The following is a 16,992-nucleotide window of genomic DNA, read 5'->3' on the forward strand; positions in this document are numbered from 1 at the left end:
CGCACTGGATGACTCTGCGCTGTGACAACCGCTACAAAGCCGGACTGCCGGCGTTCACGCTGCCGTGATGCCGGCTCCGGTTCTGGCGCGCTCTGTCGCGAAATCGACATACCAGGCCAGACTGCCCGGGTTGGCCATGGTGCCGGCATTGGACACCTTGTCGGCCGCCTGGCCGAGCAGGATTTTCTTCACCGGCACTTCCAGCTTCTTGCCTGACAGCGTGCGCGGTACTTCGGCCACCTGGAAGATATCGTTTGGCACAAAGCGCGCCGACACCGCCTTACGGATCGCCTGGTTGATGCGGTCTTTCAGCGCCGAATCCAGGGTCAGGCCCGGCCGCAGCACCACGAACAGCGGCATGTAGCTGTCGCGGCCCAGATATTCCAGGTCGACGACAAGGCTATCCAGTATCTCGGGCAGTTCCTCGACGGCGCGATAGATTTCAGATGTGCCCAGACGCAGGCCGTAGCGGTTGATGGTGGCGTCCGAGCGGCCATAGATCACCGCGCCGCCGCGCGGCGTGATGCGAATCCAGTCGCCATGCCGCCAGATGCCCGGATACATGTCGAAATAGCTGTCGCGATACCGCTGGCCATCCTTGTCGTTCCACAGGTAGAGCGGCATCGAGGGAATGGGCGACACGCAGACCAGTTCGCCCACTTCATCCTGCAGCGGCTTGCCCTGATCGTCGAAGGCCTGGATATCCGCGCCCAGGCAGCGCACCTGCATCTCGCCGGCATAGACCGGCATCAGCACGCAGCCGGCGACGAAAGCGCCGGCGAAATCGGTGCCGCCGGAAATCGGCGACAGCCAGATATCCTTGCCGAGCTGATCGTAGATCCAGGCATAACTGTCTTCCGACAGCGGCGAGCCGGTGGAGCCCACCGTGCGCAGGGTCGAAAGATCAGCGACCTTGCGCGGTTCCACGCCGGCCTTCTGGCAGTTGGCGTAGAAAGCCGCGCCGGCACCGAAGAACGTGGCTTTCACCTCGCCGGCAAACTGCCACAGCCGGTTCCAGTCGGGCCAGCTTGGGCTGCCGTCATAAATGGCGATGGTCGCGCCGACCAGCAGGCCAGACACCTGCGCGTTCCACATGATCCAGCCGGTGCTGGAATACCAGTGGAAGATGTCGTCGGCATGCAGGTCGTTGTGCAAGGCATTCATCATCATGATGACCATGAGGATGCCGCCATGGCCGTGCACGATCGGCTTGGGCAGTCCGGTCGTGCCCGAGGAATAGACCACCCAGAGGGGATGATCGAAGGGCACAGGTTCGACCTTCAGTTCGGCCGGCTGCGCGATGATGCCGGGCCATTCAGCGGTCTGCACGCGACCAGGCAGGGCATGGGCAGTCTTGCCCGGCATCAGGATCAGGTTTTTCACCGTGGGCAGCGCCTCGACCAGCGCGGTCAGCACATCGCCCTTGTCGAAATGCTTGCCGCCGTAATCACAGGACGGCACGGCGAACAGCGCCACCGGTTCGATCTGGCGGAAACGGTCGAGCACCGCGTTCAAGCCCATATCGGGCGAACAGACCGACCAGACCGCGCCGAGGCTGATGGTGGCAAGGAAGGCGACGATGGTTTCCGGCGTGTTGGGCGCATAGGCCACCACGCGGTCGCCGCGCTTCACGCCTGATTGACGCAGATGCGCCGCCACGGAAGCGACCTGGCCGCGCAGCGTGGTCCAGGACATTGCTTGCAGCGGCTGCGTCTCGGAAGAATGAAGGATCGCCGGTTTCTTGTCGGTGGCGTGGCGCAGCACCTGGTCGACATAGTTCACTTCCGCACCGGTGAACCACTTCGCACCCGGCATGGTGCGGTCGGCCAGCACCCTGTCATAGGGCTTGGCGGCCTTGATCTGGAAGTAATCCCACAGCGAGGCCCAGAAGCCTTCGACATCGTCGATCGACCAGCGCCACAGCGCGTCGTAATCGGCGAAGCTCTGTCCGCGCTCTTTGGCCAGCCAGTTCATATAGCGGCGCAGCTGGCTGCGGCTGATACGGTCGGCTGACGGCGTCCACAGCAGGGCAGGCGCTTGCGTCTCGGTCATGATCGCTCCCGGAAGATCATTCTTTTCCGGTCAGCTTAGCGATCCACAAGAAAAATGCATCAGCCGGCCCGGGAAGAGTCGATCCAGGGCGTTTCGGGCAGTCCCGGAATATCGACGCGTGCCGTAAAGATGCCGCCGGCCAGCGGCATGGCGGCCAGTTCCTCGGGGGTATGACGTTGCCGCGCCGTGGTGATGAACAGCGTTTTCGTGTCCGCACCGCCAAAGCAGGGCATGGTCGGCGCCTTCACCGGCAGATGAATCTCACGCAGTCGTTCGCCGGCAGCCGAGAACTGCACGACCTTGCCGGCACCATACAGCGCCACCCAGTAATTGCCGGCCGCATCGACCGCCGCACCGTCGGGGCGTTCGCCGGCCGCGCGCAGATCGAGAAACAGCCGGCGGTTGGAAATCGCAGCCGTCTTCACGTCGTAATCATAGGCATAGACACAGCAGGTTGGCGTATCGGCGTGATACATCGTCACGCCATCGGGACTCCAGGCGAGGCCGTTGGAAATGGCGATGCTGCCGGCCAAGTCCTGACGGATCAGCGCGTCGCCATCAAAGCGGTAGAGCGCGGTCTCCGGCTGGCGGTTGTCGGTCATGCCGCCGGACCAGAAACGGCCCTGGCGGTCGCAGCGACCATCGTTAAAACGGATCAGGCTTGAATCAAACGGCGCGGGCGCCAGTTTGCGATGACGGCCGCTGACCGGCGCAAGTTTCCAGATGCCGTCACGCAGGCCCGCAATCAGCCCGCCAGCGGCGGCCTGTGCGATGCAGCCGATATGCGCCGGCATGTCCCAGCTTTCCAGCGCCTGCGTCGCCGGATCGAGACAGTGCAAATGGGCGACATGGATATCGATGAACCACAGCTTCTGCTCCGCCACCGACCAGACAGGCGATTCCGCCAGATCGAACTTGCCGTCGAGCAGACAGGTGGCGGTGCTCATAGGCTGCGATCAGCCAGATCGGCAACGTATTCGCCGATGCTGAGCGAGGCCGTAAGCCCCGGGCTTTCGATGCCGTAGAGATTGATCAGGCCCGGTGCGCCGCTCTGCTCGGGTCCCTGGATGACGAAGTCGTCGCCTTTGCCGCCGGCACGGCTGAGCTTGGGGCGGATGCCGGCATAGCCGGGCTGGATCGCGCCATCGGGCAGGCCGGGCCAGTATTGCCGCACGGCTGCATAGAAGCTGTCGCCGCGTGCAGGGTTGACGTTGTAGTCCACCGCATCGACCCATTCGACATCGGGTCCGAAGCGCATCTGGCCGCCCATGTCGATGGTGACATGAGTGCCGAGGCCGCCGGGCGTGGGGATCGGATAGATCAGTCGCGAAAACGGCGGCTTCACGCCGGACAGGATGAAGTAGTTGCCCTTGGCGTAGTAACTGCCCGGGATGCTGTCGGACCGCACGCCGGCGATCTTCGCGGCGATGCCCTGCGCGGCAAAACCGGCGCTGTTGATCACCAGCTTTGCCTTCAGGGTCATCGGATCAGGCCCGCCGGTCTCGATAATGATGCCGTCATTGGCGACTTCGCCGCGGATGACGGGCGCATTCAGCGCCAGCATGGCGCCGTGTTCCTCGGCCTCGCCCTGATAGGCCAGCATCAGCCCGTGGCTGTCGATGATGCCGGTGGACGGCGACAGCAGCGCCGCCGTGCAATGCAGATGTGGCTCCAGCGCCAACGCCTGCTCGCGCGTGAGCCATTGCAAATCCATCACACCATTGGCTTCGGCTTTTGCCTTCAGCGCTTCCAGGTCTGCGATCTGGCTGTCATCGGCGGCGACGATCAGCTTGCCACAGCGTTTGTGGCCGACATGGCGTTTGGCCAGATAGGCATAGAGGGCCTCCTTGCCCTCGACGCAGAGCCGGGCCTTCAGGCTGCCGGCCGGATAGTAGATGCCGGCATGGATGACTTCGGAATTGCGCGAGGAGGTCTCGCTGCCGATCAGGCCGGCGGCTTCCGCGATCACCACCTCGCGACCCCGCCTGGCCAGGGCCCGGGCCACGCCCAGACCGACCACCCCGGCCCCGATCACCAGACATTCCACGCTATCCATTTTACCCGGCCACTCGTCTTTCGCTGACAATCCGGACCCAGTTTCCGCAGCGGTGGAAGTCCTTGCAAGCCTTGGGCTTCATGGTCGGGAAAAGGCCTGAAATTGCCATGGGACGGCGCTTGACTTCTCCAGGGCGGAGCCGTAAACACACGCCTCGGTCGGGACGGCCTCGGTTGTCCCACCCTGCCCAGGTGGCGGAATTGGTAGACGCGCTAGCTTCAGGTGCTAGTGACCGAAAGGTCGTGTAAGTTCGAGTCTTATCCTGGGCACCAATTCCTCGATTGCCGCGCCGTGAGTTCCGGACGCGCCCGCAAGAGAGAGCACCGCAAAAAAATGGCCATCACCGTATATCAGAATGACCTGCCGGACGGCCTTGATCTCGGCGCCGTGGTGGCTGTCGACACCGAGACCATGGGCCTGCGCACGCTGCGCGACCGTCTCTGCGTCGTGCAGCTTTCGGGCGGCGACGGCAATGCCCACCTGGTGCAGTTCCGCAGCGGTACCGGCTATGACGCGCCGAACCTGAAGCGCCTGCTGGAAAACCCGAAAATCCTGAAGCTGTTTCACTTCGCCCGTTTCGACCTCGCGGCGCTGAAGCAGTATGTCGGCGCCAATACCACGCCAGTCTATTGCACCCGCACGGCCTCCAAGCTGGTACGCACCTTCACTGATCGCCATGGCCTGAAGGACCTTTGCCGCGACCTGATCGGGGTGGAGATTTCCAAGCAGGAGCAGTCGTCCGACTGGGGCGCGCATGACCTGACCGAAGCGCAGCAGCGCTATGCCGCGTCGGATGTGCTGAACCTGCATCAGCTCAAGACCGTGCTGGACGGCATGCTGTCCCGCGAAGGCCGCATGGCCCTGGCCGAAGCCTGCTTCGGGTTCCTGCCCGCCCGAGCCGAACTTGATCTCGCCGGTTGGCCCGAGGACGATATTTTCGCCCACTGATCCCATTGATTTCGGGCTTTTAGCCCGAAAGGCGATTTTTTCCACAACCTGCTGAAATTGGTCGCGAACCGGTCATGCGGTTTGCATTTGCAGGCCTGATTCTCCATACTTGGCACGATTCTTGTTAGTGTCTCGTCAGTGGTGGATAGATCATGGCATCCGCACCCTCCGTCGCGCGTGTTAAGCGGGCCGGAAAAAAACGTGCGAAGACCTCCGGGGCTACTCCCCGGAAAGCGGCCGCCGTCCGGAGTAAGACCCGGGCGTCAGCGGGCAAGGTCGTGCAGGTTTCAAGCCGCCGGCCGGCCGGCGGCAATCCCGATATCGAGGTCGGTCGTCGCGTCCTGCTGATGGAAGCCAATGGCCTGGCCGCGCTCGCCGCGAACCTGGATACCAACTTCACCAAGGCGCTCGACATCCTGATGACGGTCAGTCGCGACGATGGCTCGCATGCCCGCGCCATCATTTCCGGCATGGGCAAGAGCGGCCATGTGGCGCGCAAGATCGCTGCGACGCTGGCCTCCACCGGCACGCCGGCGGCCTTCGTGCATCCGGGCGAAGCGAGCCACGGCGACCTGGGCATGATCATGCCGGGCGATGTGGTGATCTGCCTGTCGAATTCCGGCGAGACGCATGAGCTGGCCGATGTAATCGCCCATGCCAAGCGCTTTGCCATTCCGCTGATCGCCATGACCAAGAAGGCGAAGTCGGCCCTGGGCGATGCGGCCGATGTGGTGCTGCTGGTGCCGCCGGTGGAAGAGGCCTGCCCGATCGCGCAGGCACCCACCACCTCCACCACCATGATGCTGGCGCTGGGCGATGCGCTCGCCGTCGGTCTGATGGAACGCAAGGGCTTCACCAAGGACCAGTTCAGCGTCTTCCATCCGGGCGGCAAGCTCGGAACGCAGCTCAAGAAGGTGAAGGACCTGATGCATAGCGGCGCCGAGATGCCGCTGGTGGCCGTGGGCACACCGATGCGCGAGGCGCTGGTGACCATGGCCGGCCGCAGCTTCGGCTGTATCGGCATCGTGGGCAAGACCGGCCGCGACAAGGACCGGCTGCTGGGCATCGTCACCGACGGCGATCTGCGCCGCCATATCGAGGGCGATCTGCTGAGCCAGAAGGTCGAGGCGGTGATGACCAAGAATCCCATCACCATCGGCCCGAACCAGCTTGCCGGCGAAGCGCTGGGTGAGATGAACCGCCGCCGCATCACTGCTTTCTTTGTGGTCGATGGCACGCGTCCTGTGGGCATCCTGCATATGCACGATTGCGTGCGTGCCGGAATCACATGAGGAATGCGGTGATGGCAGCAGGACCGGATCAGGTCAGGGCGGAAGCGCGCGAGCGCAATACCGGCTTCCGGCATCGCGATGCCGCCGGCGCGCTGTCGCAGATTCCGCGCCGCCGCCGCTTCGTTCGGTTCATGAAATTCGTCCTGCCGACCATGGCGCTGGGTCTGATCACCGCGATCTTCGCCTGGCCGCAGCTCACCAAGCGACAGAACCTGCTGTCGCTGAGCCTGACGGCGGTGGACAGCGAGAATGCCGCCCTGGTGATGAACAACCCGCGTTATCGCGGTTCGGATTCCAGCGGCCAACCCTATGTGGTCACCGCCGACCGCGCCATCCAGGACCCCAAGGACGACAAGCAGGTGACGCTCGACCGCGTGCAGGCCGACCTGACCATGAACAATGGCCAGTGGTGGGCGCTGTCATCCGATACGGGCATCTACAACGGCACCAGCGAAACCTTGACCCTGTTCGGCAACATTTCCCTCTTTGGCGACCAGGGCTATGAGATGCACGGCAACTCAGCCGAGGTCGACATGAAGACCAAGGTGATCTCCAGCGATGAAAAGGTCTGGGGACAGACGGGCATGGGCACCATCAACGCCAATGGCATGCGGATTTACGACGGCGGCAAGGTGGTGGTGTTCATCAACGGGGTGAAGACCAAGATTTTCGCCCAGGAAAAACGGGGCTGATCGTGATGCGGCTTTCTTCGACACTGCTTCTCGCAACACTCGTGGCGGCCTACAGCCTGCCGGCGGCGGCGCAGTTCAACATGGGTGCGCGTCAGAAGAGTGACCAGCCGGTCAACATTTCCTCCGACACCCTGGAAGTGCAGCAGGACAAGCAGATGGCGATCTTCCGTGGCAAGGTCGACGTCGTGCAGGGCGAGAGCCGCCTGCGCTCGGACGAGCTGTTCGTGCATTACCGCGAACGCGGAGCCCAGCCGGCGGCGCAACAGCGCCCCGCACAGCAGAAACCGGGCCCGTCGATCGTGCCCGGTGGCCCCGATGCCAGTTCGATCACCAAGGTGGAAGCCAAGGGCAATGTCTTCGTCTCGACGCCGCGCGAGCGCGCGCAGGGCGAGCTTGGCATCTACGACGTCGACAAGAACACCATCACGCTGACCGGCAACGTACTGCTGAGCAGCGACCAGAGCACGGTGCGCTGCGCCCGCGTGGTGATGCACCAGGATACCGGCCGCAGCACCTGCGACCCGCTCACCACCGGCGGTCGTGTGCAGGCGGTCATCGTGCCCAACAACGCCCAGCAGCAACCGCCGGCAAGTTCCGGCCAGGGGACTCAAGGGCAGCGGCGATGAGCAGCCGGGACGACATGAAGCCGGACCTGCGGCTGGCCTCGGAAAATCCCACACCGGGACTGGCGGCGCATCGTCTGGGCAAGAGCTTCAAGAAGCGCCCGGTGCTGCGCGATGTCTCGCTGTATGTGCAGCGTGGCGAAGCGGTTGGCCTGCTCGGCCCCAACGGCGCCGGCAAGACCACGACCTTCTACATCATGACCGGGCTGATCAATCCCGATCACGGCGCCATCACCCTGGATGGCCACGAGATCACCGGCCTGCCGATGTATCGCCGCGCCCGCCTCGGCATGGGCTACCTGCCGCAGGAAGCCTCGATCTTCCGCGGCCTCACGGTCGAGCAGAATATCCGCGCGGTACTGGAACTGGTCGAACCCGAGACCGACCGGCGCGAGGCCATGCTGGAAGACCTGCTGGCGGAATTCTCGATCACCCATCTGCGCCGCACGCCGGCGCTGGCGCTATCGGGCGGCGAGCGTCGCCGCTGCGAAATCGCCCGTGCGCTGGCCACCCAGCCGTCCTTCATGCTGCTGGACGAGCCGCTGGCCGGCATCGATCCGATCGCGGTGGGCGAAATTCGCGAACTGGTGTCGCATCTGAAGGATCGCGGCATCGGCGTGCTGATCACCGACCACAACGTGCGCGAGACGCTGGACATCATCGACCGGGCCTACATCCTGCATGATGGCAAGGTTCTGATGGAAGGCAGCCCGACCGAAATCGTCGCCGATGAGAATGTGCGGCGCGTTTATCTCGGCGAGCGGTTCAGCTGGTGACGGCTTAGCCATGGCACTGGGTCCGCGTCTCGAACTCAGGCAGGGTCAAGCCCTTGTAATGACGCCGCAGCTGCAGCAGGCGATCAAGCTGCTGCAGCTTTCCAATCTTGAACTCACCGCCTATGTCGAGCAGGAGCTGGAGCGCAATCCGCTGCTGGAACGCATCGATGGCGACGGGCCGGGCGAAGATGCCCGCGATGCCTTCGAGGTCGCCGATGGCGATGGTCCGGCCGAGCGGCTGGATCTGGGATCGGATGCGATCTCGGACAAGGCGCGCGACAGCATGGATGTCGATGCGACGGTCGACAGCAACACCTTCAATGGCGACAGCGGCTACGATGCCGCTGGGCCCGATACGCAGGGCCTGAGCAGCAACAACATCACCGGCAGCGGCGGCAATTCCCGCTTCGAGGATGGCGAGAACGGTCTTGAACAGACGCTGTCCGAGACGCTGAACCTGCGCGATCATGTGCAGGAGCAGTGGCTGCTGATGCCGGCCAATGCCACCGACCGCCTGATCGGCCAGACCCTGATCGATGCGCTGGACGATGCGGGCTACCTGACGGAATCACTGGAGGACATCGGCGCGCGGCTGGGCATCGAGGCCGACGAGGTCGAGGCCGTGCTACTCGATCTGCAGACCATCGAGCCGGCGGGCATCTTTGCGCGCAGTCTGAAGGAATGCCTGGCGCTGCAGCTGCGTGAACGCGACCGTCTCGACCCCGCCATGCAGGCGCTGCTGGACAACCTGGAACTGCTGGCCAAGCGCGATATCGCCGGCCTGATGCGCATCTGCGGCGTCGATCAGGAAGACGTCAGCGACATGGTGAAGGAAATCCGGGCACTGAATCCGAAGCCGGGCCTGCTGTTCGGCGGCGAGCCGGTACAGACGCTGGTGCCTGATGTCTATGTCCGCCGTGCCAATGACGGCAGCTGGGCGGTGGAACTGAATACCGAGACACTGCCACGCGTCCTGGTCAACAGCCGGTACTACGCCCGCGTCACCAAGGTGGAGAAGGGTGCCAACGGCACCAAGATCGCGGAGGTCAAGCAGGCCAAATCCTACATGTCGGACTGCCTGAATTCGGCCAACTGGCTGGTCAAGTCGCTGGACCAGCGCGCCCAGACCATCCTGAAGGTGGCCAGCGAGATCGTGCGCCAGCAGGATGCCTTCCTGCGCCATGGCGTGTCGCATCTGAAGCCGTTGAACCTGCGTGCCGTGGCCGAAGCCATCGAGATGCATGAGAGTACAGTCAGCCGCGTCACCTCGAACAAGACGATGGCGACCCCGCGCGGCATTTTCGAGATGAAGTATTTCTTCACCGCCAGCATTGCCGCCACCGATGGCGGCGAGGCTTTCTCGGCGGAATCGATCCGCCATCGCATCAAGTCGCTGATCGATGGCGAACCGCCGGAAGATGTGCTGTCGGATGACAAGATTGTGGAAATGCTGGCGGGCAAGGGCGTCGACATCGCCCGCCGCACCGTGGCGAAATACCGAGAAGCAATGAACATTCCCTCGTCAGTGGAGCGCCGCCGCCTCAAGAAGGCCGGCCTGCTGAAGGTGGGCTGAGGAGTATCCATGGCTGATATTGCGCCGCTGTTTGAAAGCAACCGCGACTGGGCGATGTCGAAACTGCGGGTCGATCCCGGTTTCTTTGATCGGCTGACGCATCAGCAGAATCCCGCCTATCTGTGGATCGGCTGTGCCGACAGCCGGGTGCCGGCCAATGAAATCGTTGGCCTCGACCCGGGCGAGCTGTTTGTCCACCGCAACGTCGCCAACCTGGTGCATCCGGCCGATCTGAACTGTCTGGCGGTTCTGCAGTATGCGGTCGAGTATCTGAAGGTGAAGCACGTCATCGTCACCGGCCATTACGGCTGCGGCGGCGTGCGTGCGGCGATGCAGCCCCAGCAACTGGGCCTGATCGATCACTGGCTGCGGCCGATCCGCGATGTCTTCGACCGCAACAAGGACGATCTCACCGCCATCGTCGACGAGTACAGGCGCCTGAACGCGCTGTGCGAGATGAATGTCCGCGAGCAGGTCGCCAATCTGGCTAAGACCACCATCGTGCAGAATGCGTGGCATCACGGCCAGGACCTCAGCCTGCATGGCTGGGTCTACGGCATCTCCAACGGCTTGATACGCGATCTGGAAGTCACCATATCGAGTCCGGAGGGGTTGGCCGAGATATTCCGCACCAAGCCGGAATCGGCCCAGCCCTGACGCGGGTCCAAACCGTCGCCTTTGAGCGATATCCACAGCTATTTTCGGCTGCAGATATCATTGGAATCAATAGGTTAGGGAGGATGGATGCGGTTGACAGGGGGAATTGCCTTGTCTATGGTCCGCGCCGCATGACGGGCGCGAGCCGCCGTACTACAATCATGCTCTGACCGATCGAACTCGGGTTTCGACGCATCATGAAAATCCTGACGTCCGGACAGCAACTCGACCTCGGCGAATCCCTTCGGGACTATGTCGAGGACAACCTCACTACATCCGTATCGAAGTATATGGATAATGCCATCGAAGCGCAGGTCGTCTTCAAGCGCGTCGGCTCGATGTATCATTGCCATTGCTCGGTGCATGTCGGTTCCGGCATTGCCATGCAGTCGGAAGGCGAGGATGCGGAAATTTACGCCAGCTTCGACAAAGCTCTGGAGAAGCTGGCCAAACAGGTTCGGCGCGACAAGCGCAAGCGACGCAACCATCATACGCGTCAACAGTCTGCCGTTGGAGACCTCGCCTGAGTCGCGTCAGCGACCCGGTGTAGTGCCACGGCAGCCGCAGAGGCATCTCTCCCCATGGAAATCTTTCAGCTTTTGAGTCCTGACGGCGTTGTCGCCAATCTCAAAGCCAATAGTAAAAAGCAGGCGCTGCAGGAACTGGCGGCGCGTGCGTCCCGGATCACCGGCCAGCATGAGCGTGCGATCTTCGATACGCTGCTGGAGCGCGAGCGGCTCGGTACCACGGGCGTGGGCAATGGCATCGCCATTCCGCACGGCCGCCTGGCCGGCCTGGACAAGCTGTATGGTTTGTTCGCCCGCGTGGAGCGTCCGATCGATTTCGATTCCATCGACGAAATGCCGGTGGACCTGATCTTCCTGCTGCTGGCGCCGGAAGCCGCCGGCGCCGATCACCTGAAGGCGCTGGCGCGGGTATCACGCCTGCTGCGCGACAAAGCGGTTTGCGAGAAGCTGCGCGGCGCCGAGAGCGCTGATGCGATCTACGCCCTGCTCACCGACAGCCCGACCAGCCACGCCGCCTGATAGCGGCGCAGCCGATCTTATTGATGGCCGTCAGTGGACGCTGACGGCCATCAGTTCGTTTTGCAGGGCTGCGGCGAATGCAAGATCGCGTTCGGGTGCCCAGCCGAGCTGGTTGCCATTGGCTGCATAGACGCCCCAGACCAGACCTTCCTCGGTTTGCACCGGCCGGATATAGGCGAGATCCGGCGCGCCGAGATTGGCGAAGGTTTCAGTGGTCATTGCGTCCTGCATGCGACGGGTGTTGACGTAGGTATCGTGGTTACTGGGGGTGGCCATGTTTTTCTCCTTCGGCAGAGTGCTTAGACGCTGCCACGGCTTTTATCGCTGACACCCAGGGTGTCGCTGCGACCGCCGTCTGTCGTATTAATAGCGATGGTGCGGACCTGAGGTTCCGGCCGGGGTCGGCGGAGCTGGATATGCAGCAGGCCATTGGCCAGCTCGGCTCCGGTGACCTCAATGCCGTCGGCCAGCACGAAACTGCGCTGGAACTGCCGCGCGGCAATGCCGCGATGCAGGTAAATCCGTTCCTTGTCATCGGACTGCTTGCCGCGAATGACAAGCTGGTTGTCTTCCACGGTGATCGACAGGTCAGCCGGGCCAAAACCGGCCACAGCCAACGTAATGCGCAGGCCGTCTTCACCGATCTGTTCAATATTATAGGGCGGATAGCCTTCCGAACCGGCCTTGGTGGCACGTTCGATCATCCGCTCCACATGGTCGAAGCCCAGCAGCAACGGGCTGGAAAAGAGAGATACTCTGGTTGTCATCACGGACTCCTTAAGTCTAAGCGAGGCCTGTCGGAGCCCTGATTCATAGGCACTCCAACGATGAAGATGTGGGGTGGCGCGGCTTGCGGTTCAAGACCCATCTGGGCAGGATGTGCGGCGAAATCCGGAGGCAATTGTGGCCGAATCTAGGCAAAAAATTCAGACACTTGGCGTGGTTGGCGCAGGCGCCATGGGCCGTGGCATCGCGCAGGTCGGCATGACCGGCGGCATGACGGTGCTGCTGTTCGATGCCGCACCAGGCGCGGCCGCCAAGGCGCGCGACGCAGTGCTGATGCAGTTGGACCAAATGGTGGTGAAAGGCCGCATGGAGCCCGCCGCTGCCGATGCCGCGAAAGCGCGTCTGAGTGTGGTCGACGACATGAAGGCTTTCGCGCCAGCCGATCTGGTGGTGGAAGCCATCGTCGAGAATCTGGGCATCAAGCAGGAGGTCTTCCGGCAGCTGGAAGCCATCGTGCGTCCGGATTGCCTGCTGGCCTCGAACACCTCATCGCTACGCATCGCCTCCATCGCCAGCGCCTGCCAGAATCGCGACCGCATCGCCGGCCTGCATTTCTTCAACCCCGTACCGCTGATGAAACTGGTCGAGGTGATCCGTGCGCCGGGCAGCAGCGATGCCACCATCGCCGCCTTGGTCGAAGCCGGGACGCGCATGGGGCGGCAGCCGGTTGTCGTGCAGGATAGTCCGGGCTTTTTGGTCAATCTGGGCGGTCGCGCCTATACGCAGGAAGCCCTGCGCATCGTATCCGAGGGCGTGGCGACGCCGGCCCAGGTCGACGCGGTCATGCGCGACAACTGGGGTTTCCGCATGGGGCCGTTCGAGTTGATGGACCTGACTGGCATCGATGTGAATTTCCCGGTTAGCGAGATCATTCACGAGGGCTATTTCTACGACCGCCGGCTGGCGACCTCGCCGCTGCATCAGTTGTTGAAGGAAAGCGGCCAGCTCGGCCGCAAGACCAAACAGGGCTTCTTCGCCTATGGCGAGGACGGCAAGGCCATCACGGAATCACCTGATGCGCCGGCCAGCGCCCCTCCGATCCTGCGCGTCGCCCTGGCCGAGGATGACGAGGCCCTGGGCGAGTTGCTGCGCAGCTTCGGTTTCGAAGTGAGCGGGTTTGATGACGGTGACAGCCCGATCCTCTGCGCCCTGCTGGGCGAGGATTGCTCGGGCTATGCCGCCCGCCGCGGCTTCGACCATCGCCGGCTGTTCGCTGTCGACATCGCCGGCAAGCTGGACAAGCGGCTGACGCTGATGCGTGCCCCGGGGGCGCGACGCGATCTGCTGGAAGGGCTGGTGGCGCAGTTCCATGCCGCCGGCCGTGCCGTGACCGCGATCCATGACAGCCCTGGCTTCATCGGCCAGCGCATTGCCGCCATGGTGGCCAATCTGGGCTGCGAGATGGCGCAGATTCGCATCGCCGGTCCGGCCGATATCGATCGTGCGATGACCCTGGGCCTGAGTTATCCCTTCGGCCCGCTGGCACTGGCTGATGCGATGGGGCTGGAGACGGTGCACACCATCCTGACCCAGCTGCAGGCGATCACCGGCGACGACCGCTATCGCCCCAGCCTGTGGCTGCGGCGGCGTGCGCTGCTCGGCCTGTCGGCGCTGACGGAAGACTGAGGCGGGCGTCAGAAGCCTTTCGGCCGCACGGTTTTCAGTTCCTGTTCGATCCGTGTCTTGTCATAGCTGCCACCAGCGGAATCGCACAGATATCCTAGTATGGAGAAGCTATAGAGTGCCATGGGGTTGCCCGGAGCAGATGCGGGGCTGCCATATTCACGGAACCCGATGCAGTTTTTGCCGGCGGCAGTGAATTCCAGCGTATGGGCATTACCGACCAGTTTCACGCTGTTATATTTTTGCGGCGCATAAGCTGTCTCAATCAGGTCCTTGATGAACTTCTGATCGGCAGACGGACTGCCTGAGTTCACGCCGCACCGGCTTTCCTTAGGCAGCAGGGCCTGCAGGATCGTTTCGTTTTTACCAGCATTACGGAAAAGGGCGAAGTTCTGAAACTGGCATTGCTGGCCGCCAACGAATGAGGGGCCGGCCAGGCATTTATCTTGGGGCTGTGCAGCGGGTCCCCAGATGTCGGCGCATTCTATGGGCGTCCAATCTGCAACGAGCATGTAGGGCTTAGCTTGCGGGTTTGCGTCGAGCTTCTGCTGAAACTGGGCGCGGATGTCGTCGACCGACAGCGCCTTGTCGCCAAAAGTCGGGTCGTTGGCGGCAGCCATTCCAGGCATCAGTAAGGCTGCAAAAACGAAAAGCTGCAGGAAACGCTTCATATCCCCTCCCAGGTCACATTATCGGTGAACCCTATGGTAGGTGTAAGGGAGAGGAAATAGCCCTTTAGGTAGGCATGACTGTGCGCTGGCCTCTTCAGTGGTGACGCAGTGTCGCTCCTACATCGCCTTCGGGGCGGGAAGTTCGCTGGCGCCGGCGGCGGGGCGTTCCGGCTTGTCGCTCGCCGCCGGTTCGATCATGGCCGGTTCGGCGACCTGCTCGGCACCGATCGGGGCAGTGGCGACCTGCGGGGGCGGCGTACGGCGGCCCGGCGGCGTCATCGGCATGCGTGGATCGGCGAGCGCGCGCGGCTGCGCCGGCAGCTGGCGGCCTTCGAGCGAATAGGGATCGGGCTCGGCGTAGCAGTCGACGCCGCCCAGCGTCTTGAAGCAATACACTTCCTGGCGGTCGGTCGGCTTGTAGTTGCTGACGCAGTAGGTGCCGTCGCTGACGATGTTCAGCGGATTGCAGCTGATCTCCAGTCGGCGCTCGATCTTGGTCTTGACGATCTCGTAGCCGAGGCCGACTGCACCCCACTGTGCGGCGGGAGTCAGGTTGTCGCGCGTGTCGGAGCAGCCTGCCAACAGGCCGGCGCACAGCAGCGGAAGAATGATCGCGTTCAAAATCCTACGCATGGGTTTCTCTCCTGCGAGACTCCGTCGGAGTCAGCCATGGCCGTTCTGGCCGCCCCGCATTATCGCGTCATGCAGATTGAATATCCAGTTAAGGGATATGGTTAAAAGGCGTTAGCCATATCGTGATGGCGGCGCCGGTTCTGCGCGCTATTCGGCCGGATTCGGCAGGATGATGCGGAAGGTGGTGCCCAGCGGGCCGGTGCGCGCCAGTTCCAGGTCGCCGCCATGGGCGCGGATTAGTTCGCGCGCGATGGCCAGGCCGAGGCCGGTGCCGCCGGTGCGGCCGCCCCGGAACGGCTCGAACAGATGCGCCTGGGCGGCATCGCTCAGGCCGCCGCCGCTGTCGGCCACCTCGATGACCACGGCATCGCCGCTGAGGGCGGCGGCAATACGGATGTCGCCGCCTTCGCACATTGCCTGGGCGGCATTGCGCGCGAGGTTGTTCAGCACGCGATACAGGTGATCGGGATCGGCCAGCACAGCCAGGTTGGGCGGGATGGCGGTGTGCCAGCGCATCTCGCCGCAATCGGCAACGCCCAGACCGGCGGCGATGTCGTCGACCATCCGGTGAAGCAGGATGCGGCGCGGTTCAGGCGCGCGCTCCTCGGCCTTGCCATAGCGCAGGGTCTGGGCGCAGAGCGCGATGGCGCGGTCAATCGACCAGACCAGCCGCGGCGCCACCTGGCGCACGGTGGGGTCGTCCGATGTGGCCAGGCGGTCGGAGACCAACTGCGCCGAGGCCAGCATGTTGCGCAGGTCATGGCTGATCTTGCTGACGGCGATGCCGAGCTGGGCGAGGCGGATGCGCTGGGTCAGGGCCTGGCGCAGGTCCTGCTGCATCATCTGCAATTCGCGCTCGGCCAGGCCCAGTTCGTCACGGCGTGACGAAGGCCGGATGATCTGGCGCGCGTCCTCCGGCGCGGAACGGAAGCCGACGATGCTGTCGATCAGGCGCAGGATCGGCCGCACCAGCAGCCATTGCAGGCTGATATAGACCAGTGCGCCGATGAAGATGGCGATGGCAAGCGACAGCCAGAAGACGCGCCAGGAGAATTCGCGCAGCGCCTCGGCCAGCGGTTCGGTGGGCAGCACCACTTCGATGCGAGTCTGCGGATCGCGCGGAGAGGGGCCAAGCACGCGCAGGAAGGGATCGGCGCGGCCGCTCAGGGTCATGCCGGCATCCGTGATGGCTTCCCACCACATCCAGTTGGCGAGGTCCATCGGCTTGCCCAGCATCGGCAGTTCCTGCCGGTCGCTCAGGATCAATGCGTTCCGTTCCCGTTGCCGCATGGCGACCAGCTTGCCGCCGACATTGCGCAGCAGTTCGGCTTCGAGCTCGCTGCTGACCATGCCGTCGGGCGCGGCGAGCAGGGCCAGCGCCGCCTGGTCGGCCAGTTCGATGCGGGCTTCCAGATAACTGATGCGGAACCGCGCCATCGCCGGCAGATAGATCAGCACTTCGACGATGGCGATGAAGATGAGGGTGAGGAACAGCAGGCGACGCGACAGGCTCGCCGCGCTGATCTGGCGCGGCCGTCGCGGCATCGTATTCTCAGGAACCCCT

18 protein-coding genes and 1 tRNA gene are annotated in these 16,992 nt (G+C 63.5%); 11 read left to right on the forward strand and 8 right to left on the reverse strand.

All coding sequences use genetic code 11. The features are described 5' to 3' along the window. Positions 1-54: 54 nt before the first annotated feature. Genes AC1RRE_RS07510 through AC1RRE_RS07520 form a run of 3 tightly spaced genes read right to left on the reverse strand, consistent with a single transcriptional unit; the run spans position 55 to position 4,108 of the window. Positions 55-2,052: an acetoacetate--CoA ligase gene (locus AC1RRE_RS07510; RefSeq protein ID WP_492980497.1), complete on the reverse strand. Its 1,998-nt coding sequence runs from the start codon at positions 2,050-2,052 to the stop codon at positions 55-57. Between the two features lie 59 nt (positions 2,053-2,111). After that, a complete protein-coding gene (locus AC1RRE_RS07515) occupies positions 2,112-2,999 on the reverse strand; it encodes an SMP-30/gluconolactonase/LRE family protein (RefSeq protein WP_492980498.1) in 888 nt (295 codons plus the stop codon). After that, positions 2,996-4,108, reverse strand: coding sequence for an NAD(P)/FAD-dependent oxidoreductase (locus AC1RRE_RS07520; RefSeq protein ID WP_492980499.1), 1,113 nt, complete (start codon positions 4,106-4,108; stop codon positions 2,996-2,998). The genes AC1RRE_RS07515 and AC1RRE_RS07520 overlap by 4 nt, the downstream gene beginning before the upstream one ends. Before the next feature lie 185 nt (positions 4,109-4,293). Between AC1RRE_RS07520 and AC1RRE_RS07525 the strand changes: the two genes are divergently transcribed. The 10 genes from AC1RRE_RS07525 (at position 4,294) to ptsN (ending at position 11,715) form a co-directional block, all read left to right on the forward strand. Then, positions 4,294-4,380, forward strand: a tRNA-Leu gene (locus AC1RRE_RS07525). A gap of 61 nt (positions 4,381-4,441) precedes the next feature. After that, positions 4,442-5,056, forward strand: a complete 615-nt coding sequence (locus tag AC1RRE_RS07530; protein ID WP_492980500.1) for a ribonuclease D — start codon at positions 4,442-4,444, stop codon at positions 5,054-5,056. A gap of 278 nt (positions 5,057-5,334) precedes the next feature. After that, the gene (locus AC1RRE_RS07535; RefSeq protein WP_492980501.1) at positions 5,335-6,348 is read left to right on the forward strand and encodes a KpsF/GutQ family sugar-phosphate isomerase; all 1,014 of its coding nucleotides are present in this window, start codon (positions 5,335-5,337) and stop codon (positions 6,346-6,348) included. Positions 6,349-6,359: 11 nt separating this feature from the next. Further along, the gene (lptC, locus tag AC1RRE_RS07540) at positions 6,360-7,040 is read left to right on the forward strand and encodes an LPS export ABC transporter periplasmic protein LptC (RefSeq protein WP_492980502.1); all 681 of its coding nucleotides are present in this window, start codon (positions 6,360-6,362) and stop codon (positions 7,038-7,040) included. 5 nt (positions 7,041-7,045) lie between these two features. After that, a complete protein-coding gene (locus AC1RRE_RS07545; RefSeq protein WP_492980503.1) occupies positions 7,046-7,666 on the forward strand; it encodes an LptA/OstA family protein in 621 nt (206 codons plus the stop codon). Continuing rightward, positions 7,663-8,439 (forward strand): LPS export ABC transporter ATP-binding protein, encoded by a 777-nt coding sequence (gene lptB / locus AC1RRE_RS07550; RefSeq protein WP_492980504.1) that lies wholly within the window; start codon positions 7,663-7,665, stop codon positions 8,437-8,439. Before AC1RRE_RS07545 ends, lptB begins: the two co-directional genes overlap by 4 nt. A 10-nt stretch (positions 8,440-8,449) precedes the next feature. Further along, positions 8,450-10,012, forward strand: a complete 1,563-nt coding sequence (rpoN, locus tag AC1RRE_RS07555) for an RNA polymerase factor sigma-54 (protein WP_492980505.1) — start codon at positions 8,450-8,452, stop codon at positions 10,010-10,012. Positions 10,013-10,021: 9 nt separating this feature from the next. Then, complete coding sequence (gene can, locus AC1RRE_RS07560; protein ID WP_492980506.1) at positions 10,022-10,669, forward strand: carbonate dehydratase; 648 nt, start codon at positions 10,022-10,024, stop codon at positions 10,667-10,669. A gap of 197 nt (positions 10,670-10,866) precedes the next feature. Continuing rightward, positions 10,867-11,196 carry a ribosome hibernation-promoting factor, HPF/YfiA family gene (gene hpf / locus AC1RRE_RS07565; RefSeq protein ID WP_492980507.1) on the forward strand — a complete coding sequence of 110 codons (330 nt, stop codon included), beginning with the start codon at positions 10,867-10,869 and terminating at the stop codon, positions 11,194-11,196. Between the two features lie 54 nt (positions 11,197-11,250). Next, positions 11,251-11,715 carry a PTS IIA-like nitrogen regulatory protein PtsN gene (gene ptsN, locus AC1RRE_RS07570; protein ID WP_492980508.1) on the forward strand — a complete coding sequence of 155 codons (465 nt, stop codon included), beginning with the start codon at positions 11,251-11,253 and terminating at the stop codon, positions 11,713-11,715. A gap of 30 nt (positions 11,716-11,745) precedes the next feature. Here ptsN and AC1RRE_RS07575 read toward each other — a convergent pair whose 3' ends face one another. Together AC1RRE_RS07575 and AC1RRE_RS07580 are read right to left on the reverse strand one after the other, a co-directional pair. Next, complete coding sequence (locus tag AC1RRE_RS07575) at positions 11,746-11,991, reverse strand: DUF1150 family protein (protein WP_492980509.1); 246 nt, start codon at positions 11,989-11,991, stop codon at positions 11,746-11,748. Between the two features lie 23 nt (positions 11,992-12,014). Next, complete coding sequence (locus AC1RRE_RS07580) at positions 12,015-12,482, reverse strand: Hsp20 family protein (protein WP_492980510.1); 468 nt, start codon at positions 12,480-12,482, stop codon at positions 12,015-12,017. A 136-nt stretch (positions 12,483-12,618) separates the two neighbouring features. Between AC1RRE_RS07580 and AC1RRE_RS07585 the strand changes: the two genes are divergently transcribed. Continuing rightward, on the forward strand, positions 12,619-14,127 hold the full coding sequence (locus AC1RRE_RS07585) for a 3-hydroxyacyl-CoA dehydrogenase (RefSeq protein ID WP_492980511.1): 1,509 nt from the start codon (positions 12,619-12,621) through the stop codon (positions 14,125-14,127). 8 nt (positions 14,128-14,135) lie between these two features. Here AC1RRE_RS07585 and AC1RRE_RS07590 read toward each other — a convergent pair whose 3' ends face one another. The 3 genes from AC1RRE_RS07590 to AC1RRE_RS07600 all read right to left on the reverse strand — a co-directional run bounded on the left by AC1RRE_RS07590 (position 14,136) and on the right by AC1RRE_RS07600 (position 16,973). Then, positions 14,136-14,795, reverse strand: coding sequence for a hypothetical protein (locus AC1RRE_RS07590; protein WP_492980512.1), 660 nt, complete (start codon positions 14,793-14,795; stop codon positions 14,136-14,138). 117 nt (positions 14,796-14,912) lie between these two features. Beyond that, complete coding sequence (locus AC1RRE_RS07595; RefSeq protein WP_492980513.1) at positions 14,913-15,428, reverse strand: hypothetical protein; 516 nt, start codon at positions 15,426-15,428, stop codon at positions 14,913-14,915. Positions 15,429-15,575: 147 nt separating this feature from the next. Then, complete coding sequence (locus tag AC1RRE_RS07600; protein WP_492980514.1) at positions 15,576-16,973, reverse strand: sensor histidine kinase; 1,398 nt, start codon at positions 16,971-16,973, stop codon at positions 15,576-15,578. Between the last annotated feature and the right edge of the window lie 19 nt (positions 16,974-16,992).

This window comes from Ferrovibrio sp. GW821-FHT12D07 (genome assembly GCF_058807275.1).